Source organism: Streptomyces sp. NPDC057565 (assembly GCF_042801455.1).
Lineage (GTDB): Bacteria > Actinomycetota > Actinomycetes > Streptomycetales > Streptomycetaceae > Streptomyces > Streptomyces yanii.
The window spans coordinates 29,865-52,646 of record NZ_JBHVFU010000001.1; the positions used below are offsets into that span (position 1 = coordinate 29,865).

The following is a 22,782-nucleotide window of genomic DNA, read 5'->3' on the forward strand; positions in this document are numbered from 1 at the left end:
CACGCCGACCCGGCCGCGGGGGCGGGCCACCCGGAGGTGGCTCCGACCGCATGGAGCGGTGCCGGGTGACGTCCGGCAACGGGCAACAGCCGGCAGGCGCTCGGCGACAACGGACAACGGGCGTTGACGCACGCGAACGGCCCGGACCGACCGGCAGGCCCGGTCGGTCCGGGCCGTTCGCGTGCGTCCGTCGGTCCGTCGGTCCGTCGCACCCGGCTCTCAGGCTGCCGGGCGACCCGTGTCAATGCGGCGTTATCGGTCTCTTGTGCGAGAGCTCATACCAGAGCGGGACGGATAGCGGGCAAGTTTGACAACTCCCCGTCGCAGGAGCCCGATTGGTGACTACTGTGTGTGGCCGGTGATCAACGCTGGGCTCATGCCGTTCGAGCATGCCCGAGCGTTGACCCGAGCCTGACCGACCACCGTAGGTGCCACCGCATGAACGCCGATTTCTGGTGCCCCATGTACCGAGGACGCTGATGTCTCAACTTCGCGCACCTGAAGCGCGACCGGAACGCCGAGAGGGCGCGCGGCACGGCCGACCAGTTGCCCGTTCCCACTCGGCCGCGGCCAGGCCGCCCGCCGCACAGCCATCTCCTGACGCCCGTATGCGCCCACAGATCCTGCGTACCACCCTGCTCCCGGCCGTCGCCGCGGTGCTGAGCGGTGCCGCAGCCGTCATCTTCACCATCCGTTCCACAGATGCCCGCCCGACCATCCAGCTCTGGACGGCGCTGGGTGGATCCGGGGCGCTGGCCGTCGCCGCCGTGGTCGCCGCATTCCTCGGCGCCAACCGGGTCACGACCACCGTCCTCGGCCGCTGCCTGGCGCTGCGCCGTGCCAGTGCCCAGGACCAGGACGACCTGCAGCGGCTGGTGGACCAGCTCCGCCACGGAGGGCCGGTGCCCGCGCGGCGCCCCCCGCGGCCCGTCGCCCCCGGCAGCGACGCCTTCGACCTGCTCGCCCAGGAAATGGGCCGGTCGCACGAAGGGGCCGTCGCCGCCGTCGTCCAGGCAGCCCGGCTCAGCAACAACTCCGGCGAGGAACAGCGGGTCGAGGTCTTCGTCAATCTCGCCCGCCGTCTGCAGTCCCTCGTCCACCGGGAGATCCAGCTGCTCGACGAGCTGGAGCACGAGGTCGAGGACCCCGATCTCCTCAAGGGCCTCTTCCAAGTCGATCACCTCGCCACCCGCATCCGCAGGCACGCCGAGAACCTCGCCGTACTCGGGGGAGCCGTTTCCCGGCGCCAGTGGAGCAACCCGGTCACCACGACCGAGGTGCTGCGCTCGGCGATCGCCGAGGTCGAGCAGTATCCGCGGGTCAAACTGGTGCCGCCGATCGACGGTACTCTGCGCGGTCACGCCGTGGCCGATGTGATCCATCTGCTGGCCGAACTCGTCGAGAACGCCACCGTGTTCTCCGCCCCGCACACCCAGGTGCTGCTGCGGGCCCAGCACGTCACCGCCGGGCTGGCCCTGGAGGTCGAGGACCGGGGGCTCGGCATGCCGGGCAACGAGCAGAAGCGGATGAACACCCTGCTCGCCGACCCCGACCAGGTCAATGTCGCCCATCTGCTCCAGGACGGCCGGATCGGGCTCTTCGTCGTCGCTTCGCTGGCCCGCAGGCACGGCATCGCGGTCCGGCTGCAGAGCAACATCTACGGCGGCACCCAGGCCGTACTGGTACTCCCGCAGTCCCTGCTCGGCGTCTACCCCGACGCACCCGCCACGGCCGACGCCGTCCCGGTCCCGCCGCCCGGGACCGTACACCGCCCACCGGCCCAGGACGACACCGCGCAGCAGCGGAATCTGAGCCCGGTCCCGAACCGGCAGGCCCAGGTGCCCAGTCAGTCGCTCCGCCTGCACCAATCGCCCCAGCCGTCGCGAAGCCAGGGCGAGGGGCCGCCGCTGCCACTGCGCGCCGAGCGTGTCACCCGGCCCACCCCCTCCGACGCCCGACCCGGCATCCAGAGCCCGGACGACGCGCTCTCGGCTCTCCAGCCGGAGCCCGGAACCGTGCGCGGCACCATGGGCCGGCCCCAACTCCCCAGGCGCGCCCACCAGGAACACCTGGTCCCGCAGCTGCGCGAAGCTCCCGCCCCCCGTGCCGAGGACGAAGAAACTCCCCTGCACGACCCGGGGTTGATGGCGTCATTCCGGCGGGGCATCGAGCTCGCAGAGGCCCGGAGCGAAGCGGACGCCGACACCGCACAGGCCCCGGACGACGCCCCCGACGCGTCCGTACCGCCGGCCCGGCAGCCCCTCGAACCGCTGCCCGTCCGGGGAACCAACGCGACCGCCTCCCCGCTTCCTCCCGAACCGGACCCCCTCGATACGAATACCTTGAAGGAGTAGATGCACGATGACGACCGATACGCCGTCCGGTCAGGTCGCGGACCTCGACTGGCTGCTGAGCGGGCTGGTACAGCGTGTGCCGTACACGCGCAGCGCGGTCCTGCTCTCCGCCGACGGGCTGGTGAAGTCCCTCCACGGCATGGACGCGGACAGCGCCGACCACATGGCGGCGCTGGCCGCAGGTCTGTACTCCCTCGGCCGCAGCGCCGGGGCGCGCTTCGGGGACAACGGGGAGGTCCGGCAGGTGGTGGTGGAGCTCGACTCGACGTTGCTCTTCGTCTCCACCGCCGGTTCCGGCACCTGCCTCGCTGTCCTCGCCGGACGCGAGGCAGATGCCGCGGTGCTCGGCTACGAGATGACGATGCTGGTCAAGAGCGTCCGGCCGACTCTGCACACCCCGGCCAGACAAGTGGCCGGGACCCCGAGCACCACGGGGCTGTGAGAGTGTCGGCCCCGCACGACCGGCCGTTGCTCGACGACGCGGCGGGCCGGCTCATCCGTCCGTACACCGTGAGCAACGGTCGTACCCGTCCGACCACAGTGCTCGATCTGCTCTCCCTGGTGAGGGCCACCGGCACCGATCCGCAGACGCATCTCGGCCCCGAGCACTCCGTGGCGCTCGGGCTGTGCGGCGGACCCACGTCGGTGGCCGAGATCGCCGCACATCTGCGACTGCCCGCAGTCGTCACCAAGGTGCTCGTCTCCGATCTGGTCGACTGCGGCGCAGTCACCGCGCATCCGCCCGCCTTCCATGACATGCCCACCGACCGATCTCTGCTGGAGGCAGTGCTCGATGGCTTACGACGACAGCTCTGACGGCTTCGGCATCTCGGACGGAGGCGACGCCCCCGGGGGCCCCGAGTGCTTCCCCGTCGCGCTCAAGGTCCTGGTGGCGGGCGGTTTCGGCGTCGGCAAGACGACGTTCGTGGGCGCCGTCAGCGAGATCGCACCGCTGAGCACGGAGGAGCTGCTGACCCAAGTCAGTGCGGCGACCGACAGCCTGGAGGGTATCGAGTCGAAGACCGCCACGACGGTCGCCATGGACTTCGGCCGCATCACCCTCGACGAGCAGCACGTGCTCTATCTGTTCGGCACCCCAGGCCAGGAGCGCTTCTGGTTCATGTGGGACGAGCTGTCCCAGGGTGCGCTGGGAGCGGTCGTGCTCGCCGACACCCGGCGGCTCGAGGAGTGCTTCCCGGCAGTCGATTTCTTCGAGCGGCGCGGTCTCGGATTCATCGTCGCGGTCAACGAGTTCGACGGTGCCTATCGCTACGGCCCCGACGAGGTACGGGCCGCGCTCGACCTTCCGCCCGAGGTGCCGGTCATCCCCTGTGACGCCAGGATCGCGAACTCGGCCACCGGAGCGCTGGTCACTCTGGTCCAGCATCTGATCAACGCCACCTCCGAACCCGCCCCGCTCTCCACCCTGGGAGCCCACCCGTGAACGGACGCACCGGCGGCCGACTGCTGATCCCCGTCGACCGCGATGCCTCCGTCCGCGCCCAGCGGCTTCGGACGCTCGGGCTCGGGGAACGGGCCGGTGGATCGTTCCACAGCTTCGACGCGTTCGCGGACAAGGTGGCCGAAATAGCCATGTTCCTTTCTCTATGATCAACTTCATCGACGGGAACCGGCAGTTCTTCACCGTGCCCCGCCCCTGGGGGCGGGCCGGTCCCGACACGATCAAGTCCCTGGCGCAGGAACTCATCGGCCACATCCACCGACGGGAGGACAACGGCACCATCGCGCTCTGATCTGTCGTGCCGCCCGCGTCTCTCACGTGTGCGAGCCGCCGCCCCAGCCCGGAACCGCCCGCGCTCAGACCTCGACCGTCGTGCCGTCCAGGAAGGTCAGCACCACCGACTCGTCATCGGCCCGCACCGCCACCGATTCACGCAGTGCCTGCGGATGGACGGTGTCGCGGGACAGCGCGACCAGCGAGACATGGATGCTCCGCCCGCCCGGATGACGGTCGCTCCGAAGATACGGGATCGCGGAGTGCGGACCGTACGCGTTGGACTGCACGTCCCGTGCGACGCCGGCCCCTTCCGCTGCCTCCTCGGGCGTCCCGTCCGCCGCGGCGTCCCAGCCGTACAGGGCGACCACGGCACTGGTCAGACCATCGGCGGTACGCGTCAGCGCCCAGCCGGGTCCCGACGAGGAGAACGGCCGCTCGGCGTGCGCGACCGCATGTCCGCCCTCCCGGACCACCGCACCCTCCGGTGCCTCGACCCGGTGCACCCGGATCTCCCACGGGCCGTGCAGCACACTTGTGGTCTCGATACGGTACGCGCGGTCGTCGCGGGGGAGCCGGGCCGCGTACCAGGACGAGGCGACGCGGTCCTCACAACGCAGCGGATGGATCCTGCGCCGCCGTGACGGCGTGCCGTCCGGAGCGAGGAGTGCCAGATGGCCGTCGACGGCGCGTGCCACGGCGTGCGGCGCGGACTCGGGCGCGGTCGCTGTCGAATAGGCGAGCTTCGCGTAGTGCGGGTCCTCCTCGCCCGTGTCCGCGTCCGTGGTGTCGTCGGTGGCGGCGGGCGGGTTGTGGTCGCTGCCGTGGTTGATCAGCCGGACGATGCCGTCGTGCCGTGTGGCGTGCAGCAGCCATCCCGGTGCGGGCAGCGCGGTGTACTGGTCGGACTCCTCGATGGGGAGCGGGAGTTCCCGCTCCGTCCACACCGGGTGGTCCGCCGGGAGCAGCAGCCCGAGGAAGCCCTTGCTCGCCCAGTACGGGGAAGCGGGACCGGAGTACGGCTGGGTGCTCGGCAGGAACGTGTCGTACCAGCCGAGGGTCAACAGCCCCCGCTCGTCCGGGACGCCGCGCTCCACGAAGTGCCGCAGGGTGCCCGACGCGAGCCTGCGTGTGAGTCCGGGTGCGAGCGGTGTGCCGTCGGCCAGCGCCCCCATCCAGACCGGTGCGAGCGCCGCGAACCGATACGTCAGTGAGCGTCCCTGGTGGACCGGCGCACCGTCGGAGCCGAAGAAGTGCGGATAGTCCTGCAGGAATCGGGAGAGCCGCTGCCGGTAGACCTCGGTCCTGCCGCCGTCGTCGTCCGGGCCCGCCATCCGCGACCAGAGCAGCGGATAGAGATGCATGGCCCAGCCGATGTAGTAGTCGAAGTTCCGGCCGTCCCCGTCGGTGTACCAGCCGTCCCCGACGTACCAGTCCTCGATTCTGTCCAGATTGCTCTCGATGTCGGAGCGGCTGTAGGGGGCGCCCACCGAGGCGAGGAACTGCTCGGACACCACCTGGAAGAGACGCCAGTTGTTGTCCCAGGTGCGGCCGCCGACGAAGCCGGAGAACCAGTCGACGACCCGCTCCTGGACCCGGGTGTCCAGCTTGTCCCAGATCCAGGGGCGGGTCTCATGCAGACCGACGGCGATCGAGGCGGCTTCGACCATCTGCTGCGAGCAGTCGGTGAGCCTGGGCCAGGCCTCGGTGGAGGCCGGGTCCGTGCCCGTAGCCAGACCCTGCGCGTAGCGTTCGATCAGATTCGGCTCGACGTCCCCGCGGGCTCCGGCGATACGGAAGGCCGCCATCAGGAAGGAGCGTGCGTATCCTTCGAGCCCGTCCGACACCACGCCCGACCAGCTGGCCCGGCCGGGCAGCCGGTACTGCGCGAAGCCCGGTGTGGCGTACGGGACGAGCGCGTCGAGCATGCGGTCGGCCGAGGCCTCCCAGTGTGCGCGCGTCCACCCGGTCCGCGAGGACAGCAGCCGGTCGGTCGGGGGGAGGTGCAGGAAGGGCGGGGTCATGCGGGCGGTGCTCCTCAGTCCGTCAGGGTCGACGGGTCTACGGGCGGTGTGGGCAGGTTGAGCGCGGCGAGGGCGGCCTTGCCGTCCGCGTCGATCGGGTACGCCCACTTGTCGACGTAGAAGTCGGTGAGATCGTAACCAGTGATCCGGCTCGTGTACGTGGCGAAGTTCGACCAGCGCAGGGCGTCCTGGGTCTGCCAGTCGGACTGCGGGTTCTCCTCCCGGATCAGCCTGTGCAGTCGCGGCCAGATGTCGGTGCCGAAGGCGAGTTCGAGCTGGCGCAGCGAGACGAGTTTCTCGTACGCGCCGAAGGAGGTGGCGAAGCTCAGGCCGGGGGTGCCGAGTTTGGGCAGCGCCGTCTGGAACCAGTTGAGCCCGGTGGTGGTGTTGACGGTCAGCAGATTGGAGGTCTGGCCGAAGATACGCTGCGCGGCCAGCGAGTAGATGTTGACCGAGACCTCGGTCAGGCCGGCCGGCCGGTAGGCGAACTGCTGGTGCAGATGTCCGAGTTCGTGGTAGAAGCCCCAGCCCCGGTTCTTGACGCCTTCGACGGTGATCAGCCGGTCGAGATACGCGGCGGGGAAGGCGTTGTAGTAATGGGTGGCATAGGCCCCGACACCGGCGGGAACCTTCGACACCTCGTTGAACTGGTAGGGGCCCGCCTTGCGGCGGTGCAGTGGGCGGGAGCCGTCGAGCCCGCTGACCTTCGCATGCGAGGCGACCAGGCTCTCGACGAGACGCATCAGCGCGTCATGGTCCTCGTTTCGGTGGGCGAGGAAGCTGTCCCGGGTGACGGTGATGATCGCGTGCGGCGAGGTCAGTTCGACGTATCCGGAGTCGTTGGCCGCGTCCACCAGCGCCTGGAACTCGGACTCCGTGGTCTCGCCGAGGGTGAACGTCGGCAGGTTCACGGCACCGGAGAGGAAGGTCACTTCGGCGCGCTCACCCTGTCCGGCGAAGCGGAGATAGACGGGTCCGCCGTAGGGGTCGGTGAGCGTGTTGATGCCCGGAGTCAGGGTGTGGTCGCGCGGGGCCCGTTGTGCCACCACGTCGTGGTGGTTGTCGTATGTGCCGATGTGCAGGGTCGGCAGGACCCCGTGCGGTGCCCGCACCTTGACGGTGAGGGTGGCGCCGGCCGGGGCGTACCGCTTGGTCGTGATGAAGTCGCTGCCGCGGTACGTGGTGGCCAGGCGCAGCCGCTCGGTCTCCGCCGAGGGGAATGCCGTGGCGCGGACGGTGGTGGTACCGGGGCGGGCCGAGGCGGTTCCGGAGCCCAGCAGGGTCGCGGCACCCGCGCCCGCCAGGACGGCGAGGGCGCTGCGGCGGCTGAACGGGGACGAGGCGGGGGAAGCGTGCATGCGTACTCCCTGAGGAAGGAGGGGAAGACCGGTCGCAGGTGCCTGTTCAGGAGAGGGTGGCGGTGTGCGTGTGACCGCGCGATCCACCGACCGTGACGGTGAGGACGGGGCGACGGCCGGGTGTCACGGACACGGTCGGGTCGGCCGTGACCACCCTGCTCACCGGGAAGGGCAGTTCCACCGTGACCGTGGTCTGCGTGCGGCTCGGGTCGGCGACGGCGACGGTGAGTTGCTCGTCCCTGCGCTGGACCAGCACCGAGGCCGGTCCGGATGCGGTGATCCCGGCGGCGGTGGCCGCTGCCCAGAAGTTCACCGCGGTCAGCCCCTGCCTGCGAACCTCCACGGCCTGCGCGGTGGCGTCGTTGGCGACGATGCGGACCGGACGCGACTGCGACCAGACGGCTGTCGCGGCCGCGGACGCGCCGGGCAGCAGGACATAGGCGTAGCCCGCATCGGTGGGGGAGACACCGTGATCGACCCAGAGTGTCACATAGCGGCGGGTGACCGGATCGGTGCTGCCGCCGGTGTCCGCCCCGGTGTTGAGCGCCCGCCAGGTTCCGGTCCGCTCCTCGCGCAGCGCCTGGAGGGCAGTGGGGTCGGGGAAGACATAGCCGCCGACGCCGTCGACATGCGCCCACCGGGCGTGGTCGAACTCCTTGGTCCAGCCCTGGTCCGCCGGCTGTCGGACGCCGTCGACCGTCAGCCGCTGAGCCCCGTCGGTGCCGAGATTGCGGTTCTCGACGACCGTTTCGATCGTGCGCCCGTCGCTCGCGGTGATACCCGCGCCGAGCGCGATCACCGCATTGTCGAGCAGGAACCAGGATTTTCTGGCCCGCAGGGTGCTGCCCGAGGGACCGATGAGCTCCATCGCCGAAGCACCGTACCGGTCGTGGAGCACCGCTCCGCCCGCGACGGCGTTCGTCGGACGGTAGGTGGATGTGCCGGCGCCCGTGCCGAGATCGGTGCGCTTCCTGGTGTCGACCGTGGTGCCGGGCAGCCGGTACGGGTCGACGGTCGGCCAGAAGCCGTTGTTGAACTGCCCCAGGTCGTCGCCGTCGTACAGATATGTCATGCCGTCGCCGGTGTACCAGCCGTGCAGATTCTCGCCGTTGCCGGCCTCGTAGGCCGAGATCCGCTTCGACGACAACGACAGTGTGCAGGCCCAGCGGGGCTGGCGGTGCACCACCCGGTCCATGTCGGCGAAGACGAAGTGACCGGTCGTGCGCGCCCCGGCGGGAATGCTCCGGTCACTCAGCACGGCCTTGGCGAGGGCCAGTTGGGGAAGGGTGGCGAGAGCCGTGAACGGGGTGGTGCGGTTGCGGGTCAGCCAGCCCTTGGCCAGCGCGCGCCAGCGGTCCGCGTACGCGGCGGGTGCGCCGGTCGCCAGGAGCAGGATCGCTGCGACGGTCGCCGCACCGTCCCGGTGGTCACCGGCGCGCTCCCGGGATATCGCCCGGCCACGTACCGCGTCCATCATCAGCCCGTCGAAGACCACCGGCGAGAAGGTTCGCTCGACCGCCTCGTACATCACGGAGACCTGGGGGTCGGCGACCGCCCACTCGGAGCCGGCGAGCAGGGACAGCAGATAGGCGGTGCCGCCGAGCAGAACCGTGCCGTACGTACCCGTGTACGCGACCACGTCGTGCTGGACGAACGACCCGTCCTCGTAGAAGCCGTCACCCGAACCCGTGTACCGGAACAGGCTGTTGCGTCCGGAGTCGCGCACGTCGGAGAGCGCGTCACGGGCCGATGCCAGCTTGGCCGCGTCCTGTCCCAGCAGTCCGCGCAGCGCGACGATGACGGCCTTGTCGGTGCGGTTGGCGCCGGTCTCGGCGAGCGTGGGGGAGTTGGTGCGACGGTCCGCGTTCGGGCAGAACCGGTCGACCACTGCCAGATAGTCCGTCAGATCGGTGGCGGGCAGGCGCCCACGCAGCAGGACGGAGCAGTCCATCAGCGCCCGTGGGGCGCCGATCTCCCAGAACCACCAGTTGCCGGTCTCACGCTTGGCCGGGTTGTACGCGGTGTCGTACGTGAAGCGCAGCGCGGCGACGAGGGCGTCCGCCGTTTCGGCGCTGCCGGCCAGTGAGGTGCCGGGGGTGGCCCAGGCGGTCGCGAGCGTACGGAGCCGGGTGTAGCTCTGGCCGAAGTTGCCCGGGTCGGTGACCGGGGAGAGATCCGGCCAGAGGGCGGTCCGCCCGGCGCTGCGGTCGAGGGTCTCCCAGAGCCCCTTCGCCGTGGTGTCCAGAGCGGCGACCGCCGCGACGACGTCGGGGTCGGACGGGTCGAACGCGCCGCCGGTCAGGAGGGTTTCGGCGCGCTGGAGGAGTTCGTCGAAACCCACGGTGCCGGCGGTCTCGCCGGCCACCACGGGCTGCGCCTGCGCGGCGCCGGCCGTGGCGACGAGTGTCGTGGCGGAGGTGGCCGCGACGGCCGCGGTGGCGCCCGTCGCGGCGAGCAGGGTGCGTCTGCTGAGGTTCATGGTGTCTCCTTTCGCTGCGGTCAGTCCGTGAGCGTGCTCGGGTCGACGGGCGGCTTCGGCAGGTTCAGCGCGGCCAGTTCCGCCTTGCCGACGGCGTCGATCGGGAACGCCCAGGTGTTCACGAAGAAGTCCGTGAGGTCGTAGCCGGAGACCCGGCTGGAATACGTGGCGAGCGCCCGGTAGCGCTTGTCGGTCTCCGTGTAGTCCGACTGCGGGTTCTCCTCGCGCACCAGCTTGTGCATGCGCGGCCAGAAGTCGTCACCGAAGGCGAGTTCCAGCTGGCGGAGCGGGACGAGCTTCTCGTACGCGCCGAAGGACTTCTCGTACGTCAGCCCCGCCGTGCCGAACTTGAGCTGCGCGGACCGGAAATAGGTGAGCCCGGTCTTCGGATCGACCGTGAGGAGGTTGGACGGCTGCTTCAGGGTGCGCTGCGCGGCAAGCGAGTAGATGTTGACCGTGACCTCGGTCAGACCACCGGGCTTGTACGCCATCTGCTGGTGAAGATGGCCGAGTTCGTGATACAGCCCCCAGCCGCGGGTCCGCAGCCCCTCCACCGTGGTGGCCCGGTCGAGATAGGCGCGGGGGAAGCCGTTGTAGCCGTGCGTGGCGTAGGCGCCGACGCCGGTCGGCACCTTGCTGACCTCGGTGAAGTGGTACGGCCCCGCCTTGCGCCGGTGTACCGGCTTCGAACCGTCGAGCCCGCTGATCCGGGCGTGCGAGTCGATGATCGTCTCGACCAGTTCGAGCAGCGCCGCATGGTCCTCACTGCGGTACAGAAGCGCGCCGTCGCGGGTGAGCGTCATGATCGTGTGCGGGGCGTGGAGTTCGACGTACGGTGAGGCGGTAAGCGTGTCGAGCTGGTGCTGGTAGTCGGCCTCGGAGGTGCGGCCCAGTGTGAAGACCGGCATCGGGACGGCGCCGGAGCGGAAGACCACACCGGCACGCTCGCCGTCCCCCGTCAGGGTCAGATAGACGGGGCCGCCGTGCGGGTCGGTCACGGTGTTCGCGCCGGCCGTCAGCGGGTAGCTGCGGGGCTCGGTGATCTCGCCGTAGTAGTCCCACGCACCGATCCAGAGCGTGGGTACCAGGCCGTCGTTCGGCTGGACGGTGAACGAGAGCGGGGTGGCGGCCGGGACGTACAGGCCGGTGGGCTGGAACTCGGAGCCGCGCAGGGCCTGTCCGAGCCGCAGCCGCTCCGCCTCGGCGGCGGGCCGCGCGCTCACGCTCACCTTGACGGGCTGTGCGGTGTCCGCGGCAGCGGTACCGGCTGCCCGGGCGGAGGGGGCGGTGGTGCCGAGCGCGACCGCTGCTCCCACGCCGGCCGCGGCGGCGAGAACCGAACGGCGGCCGACGGGGGCGGAGGCGACGGCCGGAGGCGTGACGGCGGAGAAAGGGGACTGACGCATGCGGAACTCTCCCTGCAGAAACAATTGAGGGGCGGAAGCGTGCGGAACGGGTGAAGCTCGCCGTCAGCATGTAAGCGGTTGCTATCAAGCCGCAAGAGGGCTCAGGAAGTTACTGTTATTTACTATGGTCAACTACGGGCAGTGGCGCAGTAACCGGTCACATCCGGGTGGACCGACCGGACCGGGGCGCGACGGAATCGCGTACCACGATGTGCGTGCCGAGCCGCAGGGCGCCCGTGGTCGGCTCCCGCCAGTCGTCCTCGTCCCCACCGCCGACGGCCAGCCGCACGGCCTGCCGTCCCATCTCCTCCAGCGGCACATGAACGGTGGTCAGCCGCGGTCGTAGCTCCTGGGCGACCGGAATGTCGTCGTACCCCACCAGGGAGATGTCCTCGGGTACCCGCACCCCGGCCTCCTCCAGAGCCTGGGCGGCGCCCGCCGCCACGATGTCGTTGGCGGCGAAGACGGCGGTGAAGTCCGGCCCGTCCCGCAGCAGTTCCGCCATCCTCCGGTAGCCGAAGTTCCGGCTGAAGGTGCCGGGCTGGGCCAGCTCCGGGTCCGGTGTCACCCCGCGCAGCTCCAGGGCCCGCCGGTGCCCGGCCAGCCGGTCTCGGGTGGTGGAGAGCTTCGGCGGGCCGCCCAGGTAGAGGATCCGTTCGTGCCCCTGCATCAGCAGATGGTCGGTGATGGCGAAGGCGCCGCCCTCGTTGTCGTACTCGACCGCGGCCGTCGGTGCCTGCTCGCCCAGCGGCGGCCTGCCGCACAGCACGAGCTTCGATCCGCCGGCGTCCAGCTCGCGGGCCCGGCGGGCCAGCTCCGAGGTGTAGCCGCGGTCGGCGACGCTGCCGCCCACCACGATCACCGCGTCGGCCCTGCGCTCGTGCATCAGCTCGACGAAGGCCAGTTCGCGCTGGGGGTCGCCCTGGGCGCAGCACACCAGGCAGAGCCGCCCGCCGAGCGCGGCCTCCCGCTCCACACCGCGGGCGATGTACGCGTAGAACGGGTCGATGAGCTCGTTGACGATGATGCCGACGGTGCGGCCGGAGGCACCGGCAAGGGCGCGGGCGTGCGCGTTCACGACATAGCCGAGCTCGCGCATCGCGGCCTCGACCCGCTCCCTGGTCGCCTCCGCGACCGGGTAGTTGCGGTTCATGACGCGCGAGACCGTGGCGGTGGAGACGCCCGCCCGCCGGGCCACATCCGTGACGGTCGCCCTGCGCGGTCCGTCCGCGGCCGTGCTCTGCCGGCGCATCCGGCTCACCCCCTGGTGACTGTTGTGTGACGCCGAGCCTAGAGCCTGGGCGCGGGTGGGGTTCACGCGATCCTCCCCAGGTCGGCCCGGTGGACCGGATGGGTGAACGGCGTGCCCTGTGCGTACCGCACCAGCTCGTCGACGGCGAGCGCGCCGAGCCGCCCCACCTCATTGCCCTGCGCGCCCGCCAGGTGTGGGGTGAGGAAGACGTTCGGCAGGTCCCACAGGGGGTGACCGTCCGGCAGGGGCTCGGGGAATGTGACGTCCAGAACCGCGTCCAGCCGCCCGCTGACCAGGTGCTCGGTCAGTGCCTCGGTGTCCACGAGGGGGCCGCGCGCGGTGTTGACGAGCAGGGTGCCGGGGCGCATCAGGCCGATCCTGCGCGCGTCGAGCAGCCCGCGGGTCTCGGGGGTGTCGGGCGCGTGCACGGTGACGACATCGCTGGTCGCCACCAGGGTGTCCAGATCGGTCGGGGTGACCCCGAGCCGTCCGGCCTCGTCGGCGTCGACGTACGGGTCGTAGAGCAGTACCTCGGCATCGAGGATCCCGAGCAGTTCGATGACCCGGCGGCCGATCCGGGACGCGCCGATGACGCCGATGGTCAGTCCGTGTGTACCGAGCCAGTGCTGCCGGTCGAGGTCGGCGCCGGTGCGGTGGGTCCGGCGGGTGCGGAAGAGATCGGCCAGCGGGAACACCCGCTTCGCGCCCATGATGATCGCGGCCAGGGTGTACTCGGCGACCGGTACGGCGTTGGCCGCCGCGGCCGAGGAGACCACGATCCCGCGGTCGAACGCCGTCTGCGACAGAAATGTCTTCACCGTGCCGGCCGCGTGGATCACGGCGCGGAGCTGTGGGGCCCGGCCCAGCAGGGCCGTGTCGACGGGCGGGCAGCCCCAGCCGGTGAGCAGGACCTCGGCCGAGGCCAGCGCCGCGGCGGCCTCCGGCGTGTCGAAATCTCTGACCGCGGACGGGACGAGGAGATCAGCGGCTTCCTCCAGCTGGGTCCGTACGGGCGGTGGGAAGACGTCGTCGAGCAGTCCGGGGCTCATGACCAGGACCGTGCGCGGCCGCCTCGGGGGCAGTTCCGCAGCGACGGTAGCGGAATGAGCCGGTGCCTCTTCGGTGGTTCGCACCCTGCCTCCGGACAGTAAGCGTGTTCTATGGAATGACCGGCACGCTAGGTACATCGAGGCCCGACCGTCAAGCATGACCGTCGGTCAACTATCCCGTTTCGTGGTTGATTTGCCGGTTCATCCCCCAGGATTTGATCGTGAAGGCTCCACGTAATGCAGCCGTTTCTCCGGATCTCTTGACGCTGGGATTAACCGCTTACTAACTTGCCGCCGCAGAAGGCTCACCACGCGCCAACCGGCCGAACAGGACGCACCATGGCTGAAACAGCACCCCCGCTGCCTCGGGAAAAGCGGTCAAAACGGCAACAGATGACGGCGACGTCGTCGTCTTCGTCGACCCGTGCCGTTCTCCCGCAGAGCAGGCTGACCGTCTGGCAGCGGATCAAGCGGGACCGTGTGATGCTGCTGCTGACCCTTCCGGGCCTGCTGTACTTCATCGTCTTCCACTACGTTCCGCTGCTCGGCTATGTCGTGGCGTTCCAGGACTACCAGCCGTACCTCGGCTACATGCACAGCGCCTGGGTGGGCTTCGCCAACTTCACCACCGCGTTCGGCGAGCCGGCCTTCTGGTCCGCGACCCTCAACACCCTGGAGATCGCCCTCATCCAGCTGGTGTTCTTCTTCCCGATCCCGGTGGCCCTCGCCCTGCTGCTCAACAGCATCGTCAGCGAACGGATCCGGCGCTTCGTGCAGAGCGTCGTCTACCTGCCGCACTTCATCGGCTGGGTCATCATCGTCTCGATCTTCCAACAGATCCTGGGCGGGGCCGGGCTGTTGCCCGATGTCCTCGGGGGCATGGGGCTGCCGCGCTACGACATGATGAGCGACCCCGACGCCTTCCCCTGGCTGCTGACCCTTCAGGTGGCCTGGAAGGACGCCGGCTGGGGCACGATCATCATCCTCGCGGCGCTGCTCGGCATCGACAAGGGCCAGTACGAGGCCGCGGCGATCGACGGCGCCGGTCCCAGGCGCCGCCTGTGGCACGTCACTCTTCCCGGCATCGCACCGGTCCTGATCCTTCTCCTGATCCTCAACCTCGGGCAGATCCTCTCCGTCGGTTTCGAGCAGATCCTGCTCCAGCGCGACGCGGTCGGCCCGGACGCCGGTGAGGTCCTCGACACATACGTCTACTACCACGGCATCAAGGACAACGACTGGGGCGTCGCCGCCGCCGTCGGACTCGTCAAGGCGGTCATCGGCACCGCACTCGTCCTGGGCGCGAACAAGTTCGCCCACCGCCTCGGCCACGAAGGGGTGTACCGCGGTGCTGACCGTTGAGAAGCCGCCCGCCACGTCCGCACCCAGCACGGCGCCGGCGAAGAAGACTCCCCGTAGCAAGAAGCAGTCCGACGGCCGTCCGCCGTGGATGGAGAAGCCGACCCGCGTCGGGCAGGCCGCCAAGGGCCTCGCCATTGTCGTCGTGGTCGCCGCCGTCGCCTATCCGCTGCTCGGCGTCATCGGCACGAGCTTCGCCTCGCAGACCGACATCATCCGCAGTTCCGGACTGGTCCTGTGGCCCGATCACCCCACCCTGGACGCCTACCGCACCATCTTCACCGGTGGAGTCGTCACCCGGGCGCTCGTGGTCAGCCTCGGCATCACGGTGTTCGGCACCCTCGCCAGCCTGCTCGTCACCGTGGGCATGGCGTACGGCCTCTCCCGCCGCGATGTCACCGGATCCCGCTTCATCCTGATGACGGCCCTGTTCACCATGCTCTTCAACGCGGGCATCATCCCCAACTTCCTCCTGGTCAAAGGACTCGGGCTGTACGACACGTACGCGGCGCTCGTCATGCCCACCCTGGTCAGCGCCTTCAACCTGGTCGTCCTGCGGTCCTTCTTCATGAACCTGCCCGAAGAGCTGTACGACGCGGCGAAGGTCGACGGGGCCGGCGACTTCCGCGTCCTCGTACGGATCGTCCTGCCACTCTCCAAGGCCGTCCTCGCCGTGATCAGCCTCTTCTACGCGGTGACGTACTGGAACGCCTTCTTCAACTCGCTCCTGTACCTGGGCGACTCCGACAAGTGGCCGCTGCCCATGGTCCTGCGCACCTATGTCCTTCAGGGCCAGAGCCTGAACGCCGCCTCGGCCGGCGAGGTCCTCGCCCCGCAGCAGGCCGTCCAGATGGCGGTCCTGGTGATCGCTGTCGTACCGATCCTCTGCGTCTACCCGTTCCTCCAGCGCTACTTCACCAAGGGCGTGCTCACCGGCGCCATCAAGGGCTGACCGCCACTCCGCCACCCCCTGCACTTCCCTTCCCCTCTCTCCCAAGGAGATTCCAGGTGTCGAGCTCCACCCCCATCAACCGCAGATCGCTGTTCCGCCTGGGTGCGGGCGTCGGTCTCGGTCTGGCCGCCGCTCCGCTGCTCGCCGCCTGCGGCGACGGTGGCACGGCCGCCAAGGCGGAGGCCAAGAGCGCCTCGCTGCTCCCGAACTCCGCGGTCCGCAACATCGGCCTCAAGCCCGACCTCCAGGGCACCACCACCGGTGTCCCGCAGGGCTTCTTCAGCTACCCGGCCAAGCCGTTGCGGGCCACGAAGGGCACCCCGCTGAAGGGGGCCAAGCCGATCAGCGCGACGATGGAGACGTTCTCCCCACCGCCGCCCGCACGCGGCAAGAACGCCGCCTGGCAGCAGATCGAGAAGCTCCTCGGCGGCCGGGTGGACATCACCGCCGTCCCCGCCGACGACTACGGCACCAAGTTCTCCACAATGGTCGCGAGCGACAGCCTGCCGGACCTGTTCATGTACCCGGAGTCCGGTGGCGTCGACAACAAGGCCGCCTTCCTCCAGGCCACATGTGCCGACCTGACGCCCTTCCTCGCCGGGGACAAGATCAAGGACTACCCGAACCTGGCCGCGATCCCGAAGGGTGCCTGGCAGGCCGCCATCTTCGGCGGCAAGCTCTACGGTCTGCCGATCGCCCGTACCGGCACCGGCGGCGCCGGCTTCTACCGCCACGACCTCTTCGCGGAGGCGGGCGTCACGGACCTGGATCAGATCACGGACCTCGACCGGTTCATCGAGCTCTGCAAGGAGCTCACCCGGCCCAAGAAGGACCAGTACGCGATCATCGCGGGTGCCACCACGATGCTCGCGATGTCCGCGGGCGCGCCGGGCGGCTGGCGGCTGGACGCCAAGACCGGCAAGTTCACCGTGGACCTGGAGACTCCCGAGTACCGGCAGGCCGTCGAAACCGCCCGGAACCTGTACAAGGCGGGCTGTTACTACCCCGGCACCCTCCAGATGTCCGGGGCACAGAAGGCCCAGTACACGGACATGTTCAAGAACGGCAAGGGCGCGTACGTCTATGACGGCATGCCCACCTATCTGGCGCCCGGCGTCGGCTACATCGCCGCGATGAAGGCGATCGACACGACGTACGACCCACGCCCGTTCGTCCCGTTCGGCAAGGACGCCGTCACGTGGATGGACAACGTCGCCCTGCAGAACACGCACATCAAGAAGGCGTCCGGGGACCGCGTCAAGCAGATCCTCGCCTTCGCCGACTTCGCCGCCTCCCCGTTCGGCAGCGAGGAGTACACGCTGATCAACTACGGCGTCGAGGGCACCGACTTCACCCGTGACGACAAGGGCAACCCGGCCCTCACCAAGCAGGGCACCCAGGATGTCACCGTGCCCTGGAAGTTCGCGGCCTCCGCCGTCCCCGCGATCTTCAGCGCCGATTCCGAGCAGGGCGTCCGCCACGTCCACGACGCGTTCACCAAGATGATCCCGATGATGGTGCCGGACCCGACCCTCCAGTACTCCTCGCCCACGTGGGATTCCAAGGGCTCCGGCAGCCTCGGCACGCTGAAGGGCGACGCCCTGAAGGACATCATCGCCGGTCGCAAGCCGATGTCGGCCTACGACCAGCTGGTCAAGGACTACCTGGCCAAGGGCGGCGAGCAGGCCCGTGGCGAATTCGAAGAGGCCTTCCAGAAGGGCAAGAAGTGATGAGCTCTCCCACCAGCAGGCGGTCTGCGCTCCGGCTCGGCGGCGCGGCCGTCGCGGCAGCGGTCGCCGTACCCGTCCTCGGCTCGCCCGCCAGTGCCCGCAGCCTCGGCTTCGATCCCGCCCCCGGCTCCGACGGCGTCGGCGACCCGCTCTTCCCGACCCTCGGCAACGGCGGCTACCAGGTCGTCCACTACGACCTGACCTTCGATTTCACCCCGGTGACGTACGACTTCACCGCCGTCGTGAAGATCAATGCCAGGGCGACCCAGGACCTGTCCGCGTTCAACCTGGACACCGACGGGCACACCATCGACTCCGTCACCGTCGCCGGGCGCACCGCGACCTGGGCGCTGTCGGCCGGCAAGAGCGGCCAGGAACTCACCGTCACCCCCGCCCAAGCGTTGCACGACGGGCAGCCGTTCACCGTCGAGATCCGGTACCACGGCAACGGCAAGGCAACCCGACTCGGCCTCACCGGCTGGAAGTTCGGCACCGACGGCGGTTTCGCCTCGGCCGCCCAGTCCTCCCGCGCCGACACGTTCCTGCCCTGCAACGACACCCCGTCCGACAAGGCCACCTGGACCTTCCACATCAGCGCGCCGCAGGGCTATGTCGCGACCGCCAACGGCGAACTGCTCGACAGGACCTCGCGCGCCGACGGCTCCACCGTCTGGCACTTCGCCCTGCGCGAGCGGATGGCGACCGAACTCATCGGCATCGCCGTCGTCAAGGGCACCTATCTGTACGGCACCAGCCACCGTGGACTGCCGCTGCGGCACATCGTCCCGCAGGGGCAGGAGGAGAAGTACGGCCCGATCGTCGCCCGTACCGCCGACCATCTGGCCTGGCTGGAGGAGAAGTTCGGCCGCTATCCCTTCTCCGTGTACGGCCTCCACATCTACGACGGCTACACCGACGCCCTGGAGAACCAGACCCTCTCCCTCTTCTCCACCAACTGGTTCAAGCTCAACGCCAACGGCCAGCCGGGCTACGAGACCACCATGGTCCACGAGCTCACCCACCAGTGGTTCGGCGACTCCGTCACTCCGAACGACTGGCAGCAGGCATGGCTCAACGAGGGCCCCGCCGTGTACTACGCCGGGCTGTACGGCGAGGAGCGCGGCTGGTCGGTCTTCGCGGACAAGATGAAGACCACGTACGAGAAGCTCGACGCGGTCCGCGCCGCCGACGGCCCGCCCGGACGGCCCAAAGCGCTCGGCGGCACCAACATCTACGACGGCGGCGCGCTCGTCCTGTACGCCCTCAACCTCCACATCGGTCAGCAGAAGTTCGACCAGGTCATGCGGGAGTGGGTCAAGCGGTTCAAGGACTCCACCTACACCAGCGAGGAGTTCATCGCCCACACCGTCAAGATCACCGGCGACGCGTCCCTCGACCCGTTCCTGCGCGACTGGCTCTTCGGAGCCGTGAACCCGCCCATGCCCGGACACCCCGACTGGAAGGCCGCCGCATGAACCGCCCGATGAACGCCATACGAGGAACCGCCGCAGCCATCACCGCCGCGGCTCTCGCCGCCCTCGTCGCCGCCCCGACCGCCCAGGCCGCACCCGGTGTCCGCACCCTGTACGCGGCACCCGACGGCCACGGCACCTCGTGCACCGTCGCCCGCCCGTGTTCACCGGAAGGTGCCCGCGACCAGGCACGCACCGAGACCGGCCGTGACATCCGCATTCTCCTCAAGGGCGGCACGTACCACCTCGACGCCCCGCTGCGGCTGGGCGCCGACGACTCCGGCACGGACGGACACACCGTCACCTGGACCGCGGCGCCCGACGCGCGCCCCATCCTGTCCGGCGGCCGCACCCTCACCGGATGGACGCAGAACACCGACGGCACCTGGACCGCCGAAGTCCCGGCCGGTGTCACCCCGCGTCAGCTCTTCGTCGACGGCAAGCGTGCCACCCGCGCCCGGGGCGAGGCCTGCGCGGCGAGCGTCTGTGACGCCACGAAGACCGGCATGACAGGTGCGAAGGCCACCGGCATCGCCGACTGGCAGCGCCCCACGGACGCCGAGGCCGTCATCCGGGTCCGCTGGCGCAACTACCACTGCCGGATCGCGGGCGTCAGCGGCGACCTGCTCACCTTCGCCCAGCCCTGCTGGACGAACTCCGCGAGCGGTACCAACCGCACCGGACCCGCCTGGGACACCACGACGGTCGACTCCACTCGTTACAGCGGCGTCGCCTTCTTCGAGAACGCCCCCGAACTCCTCGACCAACCGGGCGAGTTCGTCTGGAACTCGGAGGCCCGCACCGTCACCTACCTGCCGCGCAAGGGCGAGGACATGCGCCGCGCGCAGGCCATCACTCCGCACACCGAACAGCTGCTCGTCGTCGACGGTGCCCACGACGTCACCGTCAGCGGGATCGGCTTCGCGTATGCGGCGTACCGCCAGCCCGGCACCGACGAGGGCTACGCGGGCATGCAGGCCGGTCTCACCCTGACCGGAGCCACCGGCCCCGTCGACCATGCGGGCCGCTTCTACACCAAGCCGTCCGCCGCGGTCACCGTCCGCGGCGGACAGCACATCTCCATCGAGAACGCGCGATTCAGCCACCTCGGCGGGGCGGGCGCGACGCTCGAAGCAGGCACCAAGGACAGCTCCCTGACCCGTTCCACGTTCACCGACCTCTCCTCGGGTGCGGTGTACGTGGGAGACACCGAGCCGATGCCCTCGGCGGCACTCGCGGGGGAGCGGAACACGATCGCGTACAACACGATCACCCGCTCCGGAGTCGAGTACACCGACGCGGTCGGCATCTGGGCCGGTTACGAGGCCGAGCTGACCGTCGACCACAACAGCATCGACCACCTGCCGTACTCCGGGATCTCGGTCGGCTGGGGCTGGAACCAGCCCGAGTCGCGGAAGTCCGTGCTGCGCGACAACAAGGTGACGAACAACCGGATCACGAACGTCATGGAGGTCGCCCACCAGCAGCACGACGGCGGCGCGATCTACACCCAGGGCGCCCAGCCCGGCACCGTCGTTTCCGGCAACTACATCAACCGCTCCGCCTTCGGCAACACCGAGCGCGACGGCAACGGCATCTACCTCGACGAGCAGTCCTCGTACATCACCGTCGAGAACAACGTCATCACCCGTATCGGCTACAAGTGGGTCTCCAACTGGGCGGACTACGGCATCCAGAACACCGCCCGCGGCAACTGGACCGACACCGCGGCGCCCACGCTCGGTGGAACGGGGTCCGTCATGACGGACAACTGGACCGGCCTGGACCGGCTGCCGGCCGACGCCCTCGCCGTCGCCGCCCGGGCCGGCGCCCACGGCGGCCCCGTCGAACAGCTCCGCACCGACCTGGCACGCACGGGCACCGCAACCCAGTCCTCGACCGAGGGCACGGCGGGTGCGGCGCTCGCCCTCGACGCCGACACCAACACGGATACCCGGACGCTGTCCGAGGCGGGTGCCTGGTGGCAGGTCGACCTGGGCGCGACGAAGCATGTCCGCCAGATCGAGATCTGGAACAACTCGTCGACCACGACAGCTGACTTCGACGTCATCACGGACGACGGCACGGTCCACGTCAGCGGCAAGGCACTGCGCCCGACGGTCCTGAACGTGGACAGCAGGACCCGTACGGTGAAGATCGCCCTGTCGGGAACGGGCCGCGTGGCTCTGTCCCAGGTCCTGATCCACCCGTAGGCCTGCGATTCACCGCAGGTGATCCACCCCGCCGGACGGGCCCTGGCCCGTCCGGCATCTTCATGCCTGCGTTCTCCCCGGTCCTGATGGACTCCTGGTGGTTGCCCCCGGCCCGCGACCGCCGGACGGTCCGGGGCCGGCGCTGTCCGCAGCGTGACGCGCGGGAGTTCAAGCCCGTCGAACGGGCCGTATTGCAGCCGTCGCAAGGAGACAGTCAAGACGCCTGACCTCCGGCACGCAGCACCCACGGAGCATGTGCTCTGCGCCAGTGTTACGGGCCGGCATGCCCGGCCACCACCGGCGCCTCCACCAGCAGTCTTCCGTGAATCGGCCGGTATCCCAGCGATCGATTCACCGTCGTCATGGGCAGGTTCTCCTGGTTGACGGTCGAGGTGACGGCGCGCACTGCGGGGAAGTGTCCACGGAGCCGGATGGCTTGTTCAGCCTTGATCCATCGAGCCAGTCCTCGGCGTCGATGCTCGGGGAGGACCGCGGTGTCATGCTGGTCGGCCACGGGGCCGCCGCCCGCCGGGACGGTGGCGACGGTGGCAGCGACGACCTCGCCAGAAGGCGTGTGCACCGCGGTGCTCACCATCAACTGGTCACCACCAGCGGTCATCTTCGCCTCCCATACGCGTACCGCAGCGGAGTCCCACGTCCGGGGCGGCATCTGCAGCGCGGCGCCCGGGGCATCCAGCACATGGCCCATCACCCGCCCCAGAGAGGCAGTCAGCTGCTCGGGGGCCGGCCCGATCCAGTGAACCAGGCGGTAGGCGGAAGGCGAGCACGCCGCCAGTTCCCGGCACCGGGCCACCACCCAATCCCGGTCGAGCCGCTGTTCCTGAAGTTCCAGGCGCAGCACAACGCGTAAACCGGGAACGGTGCGAGCGAAGGACTCTCCGGGCGGGCCGGCCAGCACCGTGCCCTGCAGCCGGTCCATCCCGACCTCACCGGCACTCCGCATGATCTCGAAGAGCAGCGCGGAGCCGACGCCGCCGCGCCGATTCGGTGGCGCAACGAACAGGCGGAGGAAACCGGTACCTGGAGGCCGGTGCGGCTGCGGCCGCAGCTCCGCGACCCCGATGACCGCCTCGCCGGAACCGCTGCGAGCGGCCCAGCGCATCGCCGGTGGCTCCTCGGCCAGGAGCCGCCCGGCCAGAGCGGACCGCGTGACCGAGCTGCCGGACAGATCCCTTTGGCCGTCACTGAACACCGCACACCAACCGGCAAGGTCAGCGGCATCCGCGCGCCTCGGCAGGAAAGGCTCCACCGTCACTGTGGTCATCACAGCACTTTGACACGGAGCAGGCCCTCCCGCCCAGGACCTCCGGCAAGCCCGCCCGGCCCCGGCAACCCACGAATACCGCAGCAACGGAACAAGAGCCCTGCGCCAGTACGG

16 protein-coding genes and 2 pseudogenes are annotated in these 22,782 nt (G+C 69.7%); 10 read left to right on the plus strand and 8 right to left on the minus strand.

The genetic code is table 11. The features are described 5' to 3' along the window. Window positions 1–479 precede the first annotated feature (479 nt). The 5 genes and pseudogenes from ACFU8W_RS00130 to ACFU8W_RS00150 all read left to right on the plus strand — a co-directional run bounded on the left by ACFU8W_RS00130 (window position 480) and on the right by ACFU8W_RS00150 (window position 4,108). Window positions 480–2,354, plus strand: a complete 1,875-nt coding sequence (locus ACFU8W_RS00130) for an ATP-binding protein (protein WP_384030779.1) — start codon at window positions 480–482, stop codon at window positions 2,352–2,354. Between the two features lie 7 nt (window positions 2,355–2,361). Next, a complete protein-coding gene (locus tag ACFU8W_RS00135; protein ID WP_345516413.1) occupies window positions 2,362–2,796 on the plus strand; it encodes a roadblock/LC7 domain-containing protein in 435 nt (144 codons plus the stop codon). Window positions 2,797–2,798: 2 nt separating this feature from the next. Continuing rightward, on the plus strand, window positions 2,799–3,170 hold the full coding sequence (locus ACFU8W_RS00140) for a DUF742 domain-containing protein (RefSeq protein WP_345516517.1): 372 nt from the start codon (window positions 2,799–2,801) through the stop codon (window positions 3,168–3,170). After that, window positions 3,148–3,798, plus strand: coding sequence for an ATP/GTP-binding protein (locus ACFU8W_RS00145; RefSeq protein ID WP_384030781.1), 651 nt, complete (start codon window positions 3,148–3,150; stop codon window positions 3,796–3,798). The genes ACFU8W_RS00140 and ACFU8W_RS00145 overlap by 23 nt, the downstream gene beginning before the upstream one ends. Beyond that, window positions 3,795–4,108: pseudogene (locus tag ACFU8W_RS00150) on the plus strand (hypothetical protein). The gene ACFU8W_RS00145 and the pseudogene ACFU8W_RS00150 overlap by 4 nt, the downstream one beginning before the upstream one ends. Window positions 4,109–4,172: 64 nt before the next feature. Here ACFU8W_RS00150 and ACFU8W_RS00155 read toward each other — a convergent pair. The 6 genes from ACFU8W_RS00155 to ACFU8W_RS00180 form a co-directional block, all read right to left on the minus strand. Further along, a complete protein-coding gene (locus ACFU8W_RS00155) occupies window positions 4,173–6,113 on the minus strand; it encodes a DUF2264 domain-containing protein (RefSeq protein ID WP_384030783.1) in 1,941 nt (646 codons plus the stop codon). A gap of 14 nt (window positions 6,114–6,127) precedes the next feature. Then, the gene (locus tag ACFU8W_RS00160; protein WP_384030785.1) at window positions 6,128–7,471 is read right to left on the minus strand and encodes a M60 family metallopeptidase; all 1,344 of its coding nucleotides are present in this window, start codon (window positions 7,469–7,471) and stop codon (window positions 6,128–6,130) included. A gap of 46 nt (window positions 7,472–7,517) precedes the next feature. Then, complete coding sequence (locus tag ACFU8W_RS00165) at window positions 7,518–9,950, minus strand: polysaccharide lyase 8 family protein (RefSeq protein WP_384030787.1); 2,433 nt, start codon at window positions 9,948–9,950, stop codon at window positions 7,518–7,520. A gap of 20 nt (window positions 9,951–9,970) precedes the next feature. After that, on the minus strand, window positions 9,971–11,356 hold the full coding sequence (locus tag ACFU8W_RS00170) for a M60 family metallopeptidase (RefSeq protein WP_384030789.1): 1,386 nt from the start codon (window positions 11,354–11,356) through the stop codon (window positions 9,971–9,973). A 157-nt stretch (window positions 11,357–11,513) separates the two neighbouring features. Then, complete coding sequence (locus ACFU8W_RS00175; RefSeq protein ID WP_327243034.1) at window positions 11,514–12,608, minus strand: LacI family DNA-binding transcriptional regulator; 1,095 nt, start codon at window positions 12,606–12,608, stop codon at window positions 11,514–11,516. A gap of 62 nt (window positions 12,609–12,670) precedes the next feature. Continuing rightward, window positions 12,671–13,657, minus strand: a complete 987-nt coding sequence (locus ACFU8W_RS00180; protein WP_384030792.1) for a hydroxyacid dehydrogenase — start codon at window positions 13,655–13,657, stop codon at window positions 12,671–12,673. A 339-nt stretch (window positions 13,658–13,996) separates the two neighbouring features. Between ACFU8W_RS00180 and ACFU8W_RS00185 the strand changes: the two genes are divergently transcribed. From ACFU8W_RS00185 to ACFU8W_RS00205, 5 genes are all read left to right on the plus strand, one after another. Next, entirely contained in the window at window positions 13,997–15,019 is a 1,023-nt protein-coding gene (locus tag ACFU8W_RS00185) for an ABC transporter permease (RefSeq protein ID WP_384030794.1), read from the plus strand. A gap of 88 nt (window positions 15,020–15,107) precedes the next feature. Continuing rightward, window positions 15,108–15,968, plus strand: a complete 861-nt coding sequence (locus tag ACFU8W_RS00190) for a carbohydrate ABC transporter permease (protein WP_266990298.1) — start codon at window positions 15,108–15,110, stop codon at window positions 15,966–15,968. Between the two features lie 56 nt (window positions 15,969–16,024). Then, a complete protein-coding gene (locus tag ACFU8W_RS00195; RefSeq protein ID WP_384030796.1) occupies window positions 16,025–17,698 on the plus strand; it encodes an extracellular solute-binding protein in 1,674 nt (557 codons plus the stop codon). Then, window positions 17,698–19,173 (plus strand): M1 family metallopeptidase, encoded by a 1,476-nt coding sequence (locus ACFU8W_RS00200; RefSeq protein ID WP_384030799.1) that lies wholly within the window; start codon window positions 17,698–17,700, stop codon window positions 19,171–19,173. Before ACFU8W_RS00195 ends, ACFU8W_RS00200 begins: the two co-directional genes overlap by 1 nt. After that, window positions 19,170–21,383, plus strand: a complete 2,214-nt coding sequence (locus tag ACFU8W_RS00205; protein WP_384030801.1) for a right-handed parallel beta-helix repeat-containing protein — start codon at window positions 19,170–19,172, stop codon at window positions 21,381–21,383. The genes ACFU8W_RS00200 and ACFU8W_RS00205 overlap by 4 nt, the downstream gene beginning before the upstream one ends. Window positions 21,384–21,654: 271 nt before the next feature. Here the strand turns inward: ACFU8W_RS00205 and ACFU8W_RS00210 are convergent, their stop codons facing one another. Both ACFU8W_RS00210 and ACFU8W_RS00215 read right to left on the minus strand, forming a co-directional pair. Further along, window positions 21,655–22,323, minus strand: coding sequence for a GNAT family N-acetyltransferase (locus ACFU8W_RS00210; RefSeq protein ID WP_384032068.1), 669 nt, complete (start codon window positions 22,321–22,323; stop codon window positions 21,655–21,657). Next, a pseudogene (locus ACFU8W_RS00215) lies at window positions 22,324–22,668 on the minus strand (GNAT family N-acetyltransferase); the annotation flags it as partial. Window positions 22,669–22,782: the final 114 nt, after the last annotated feature.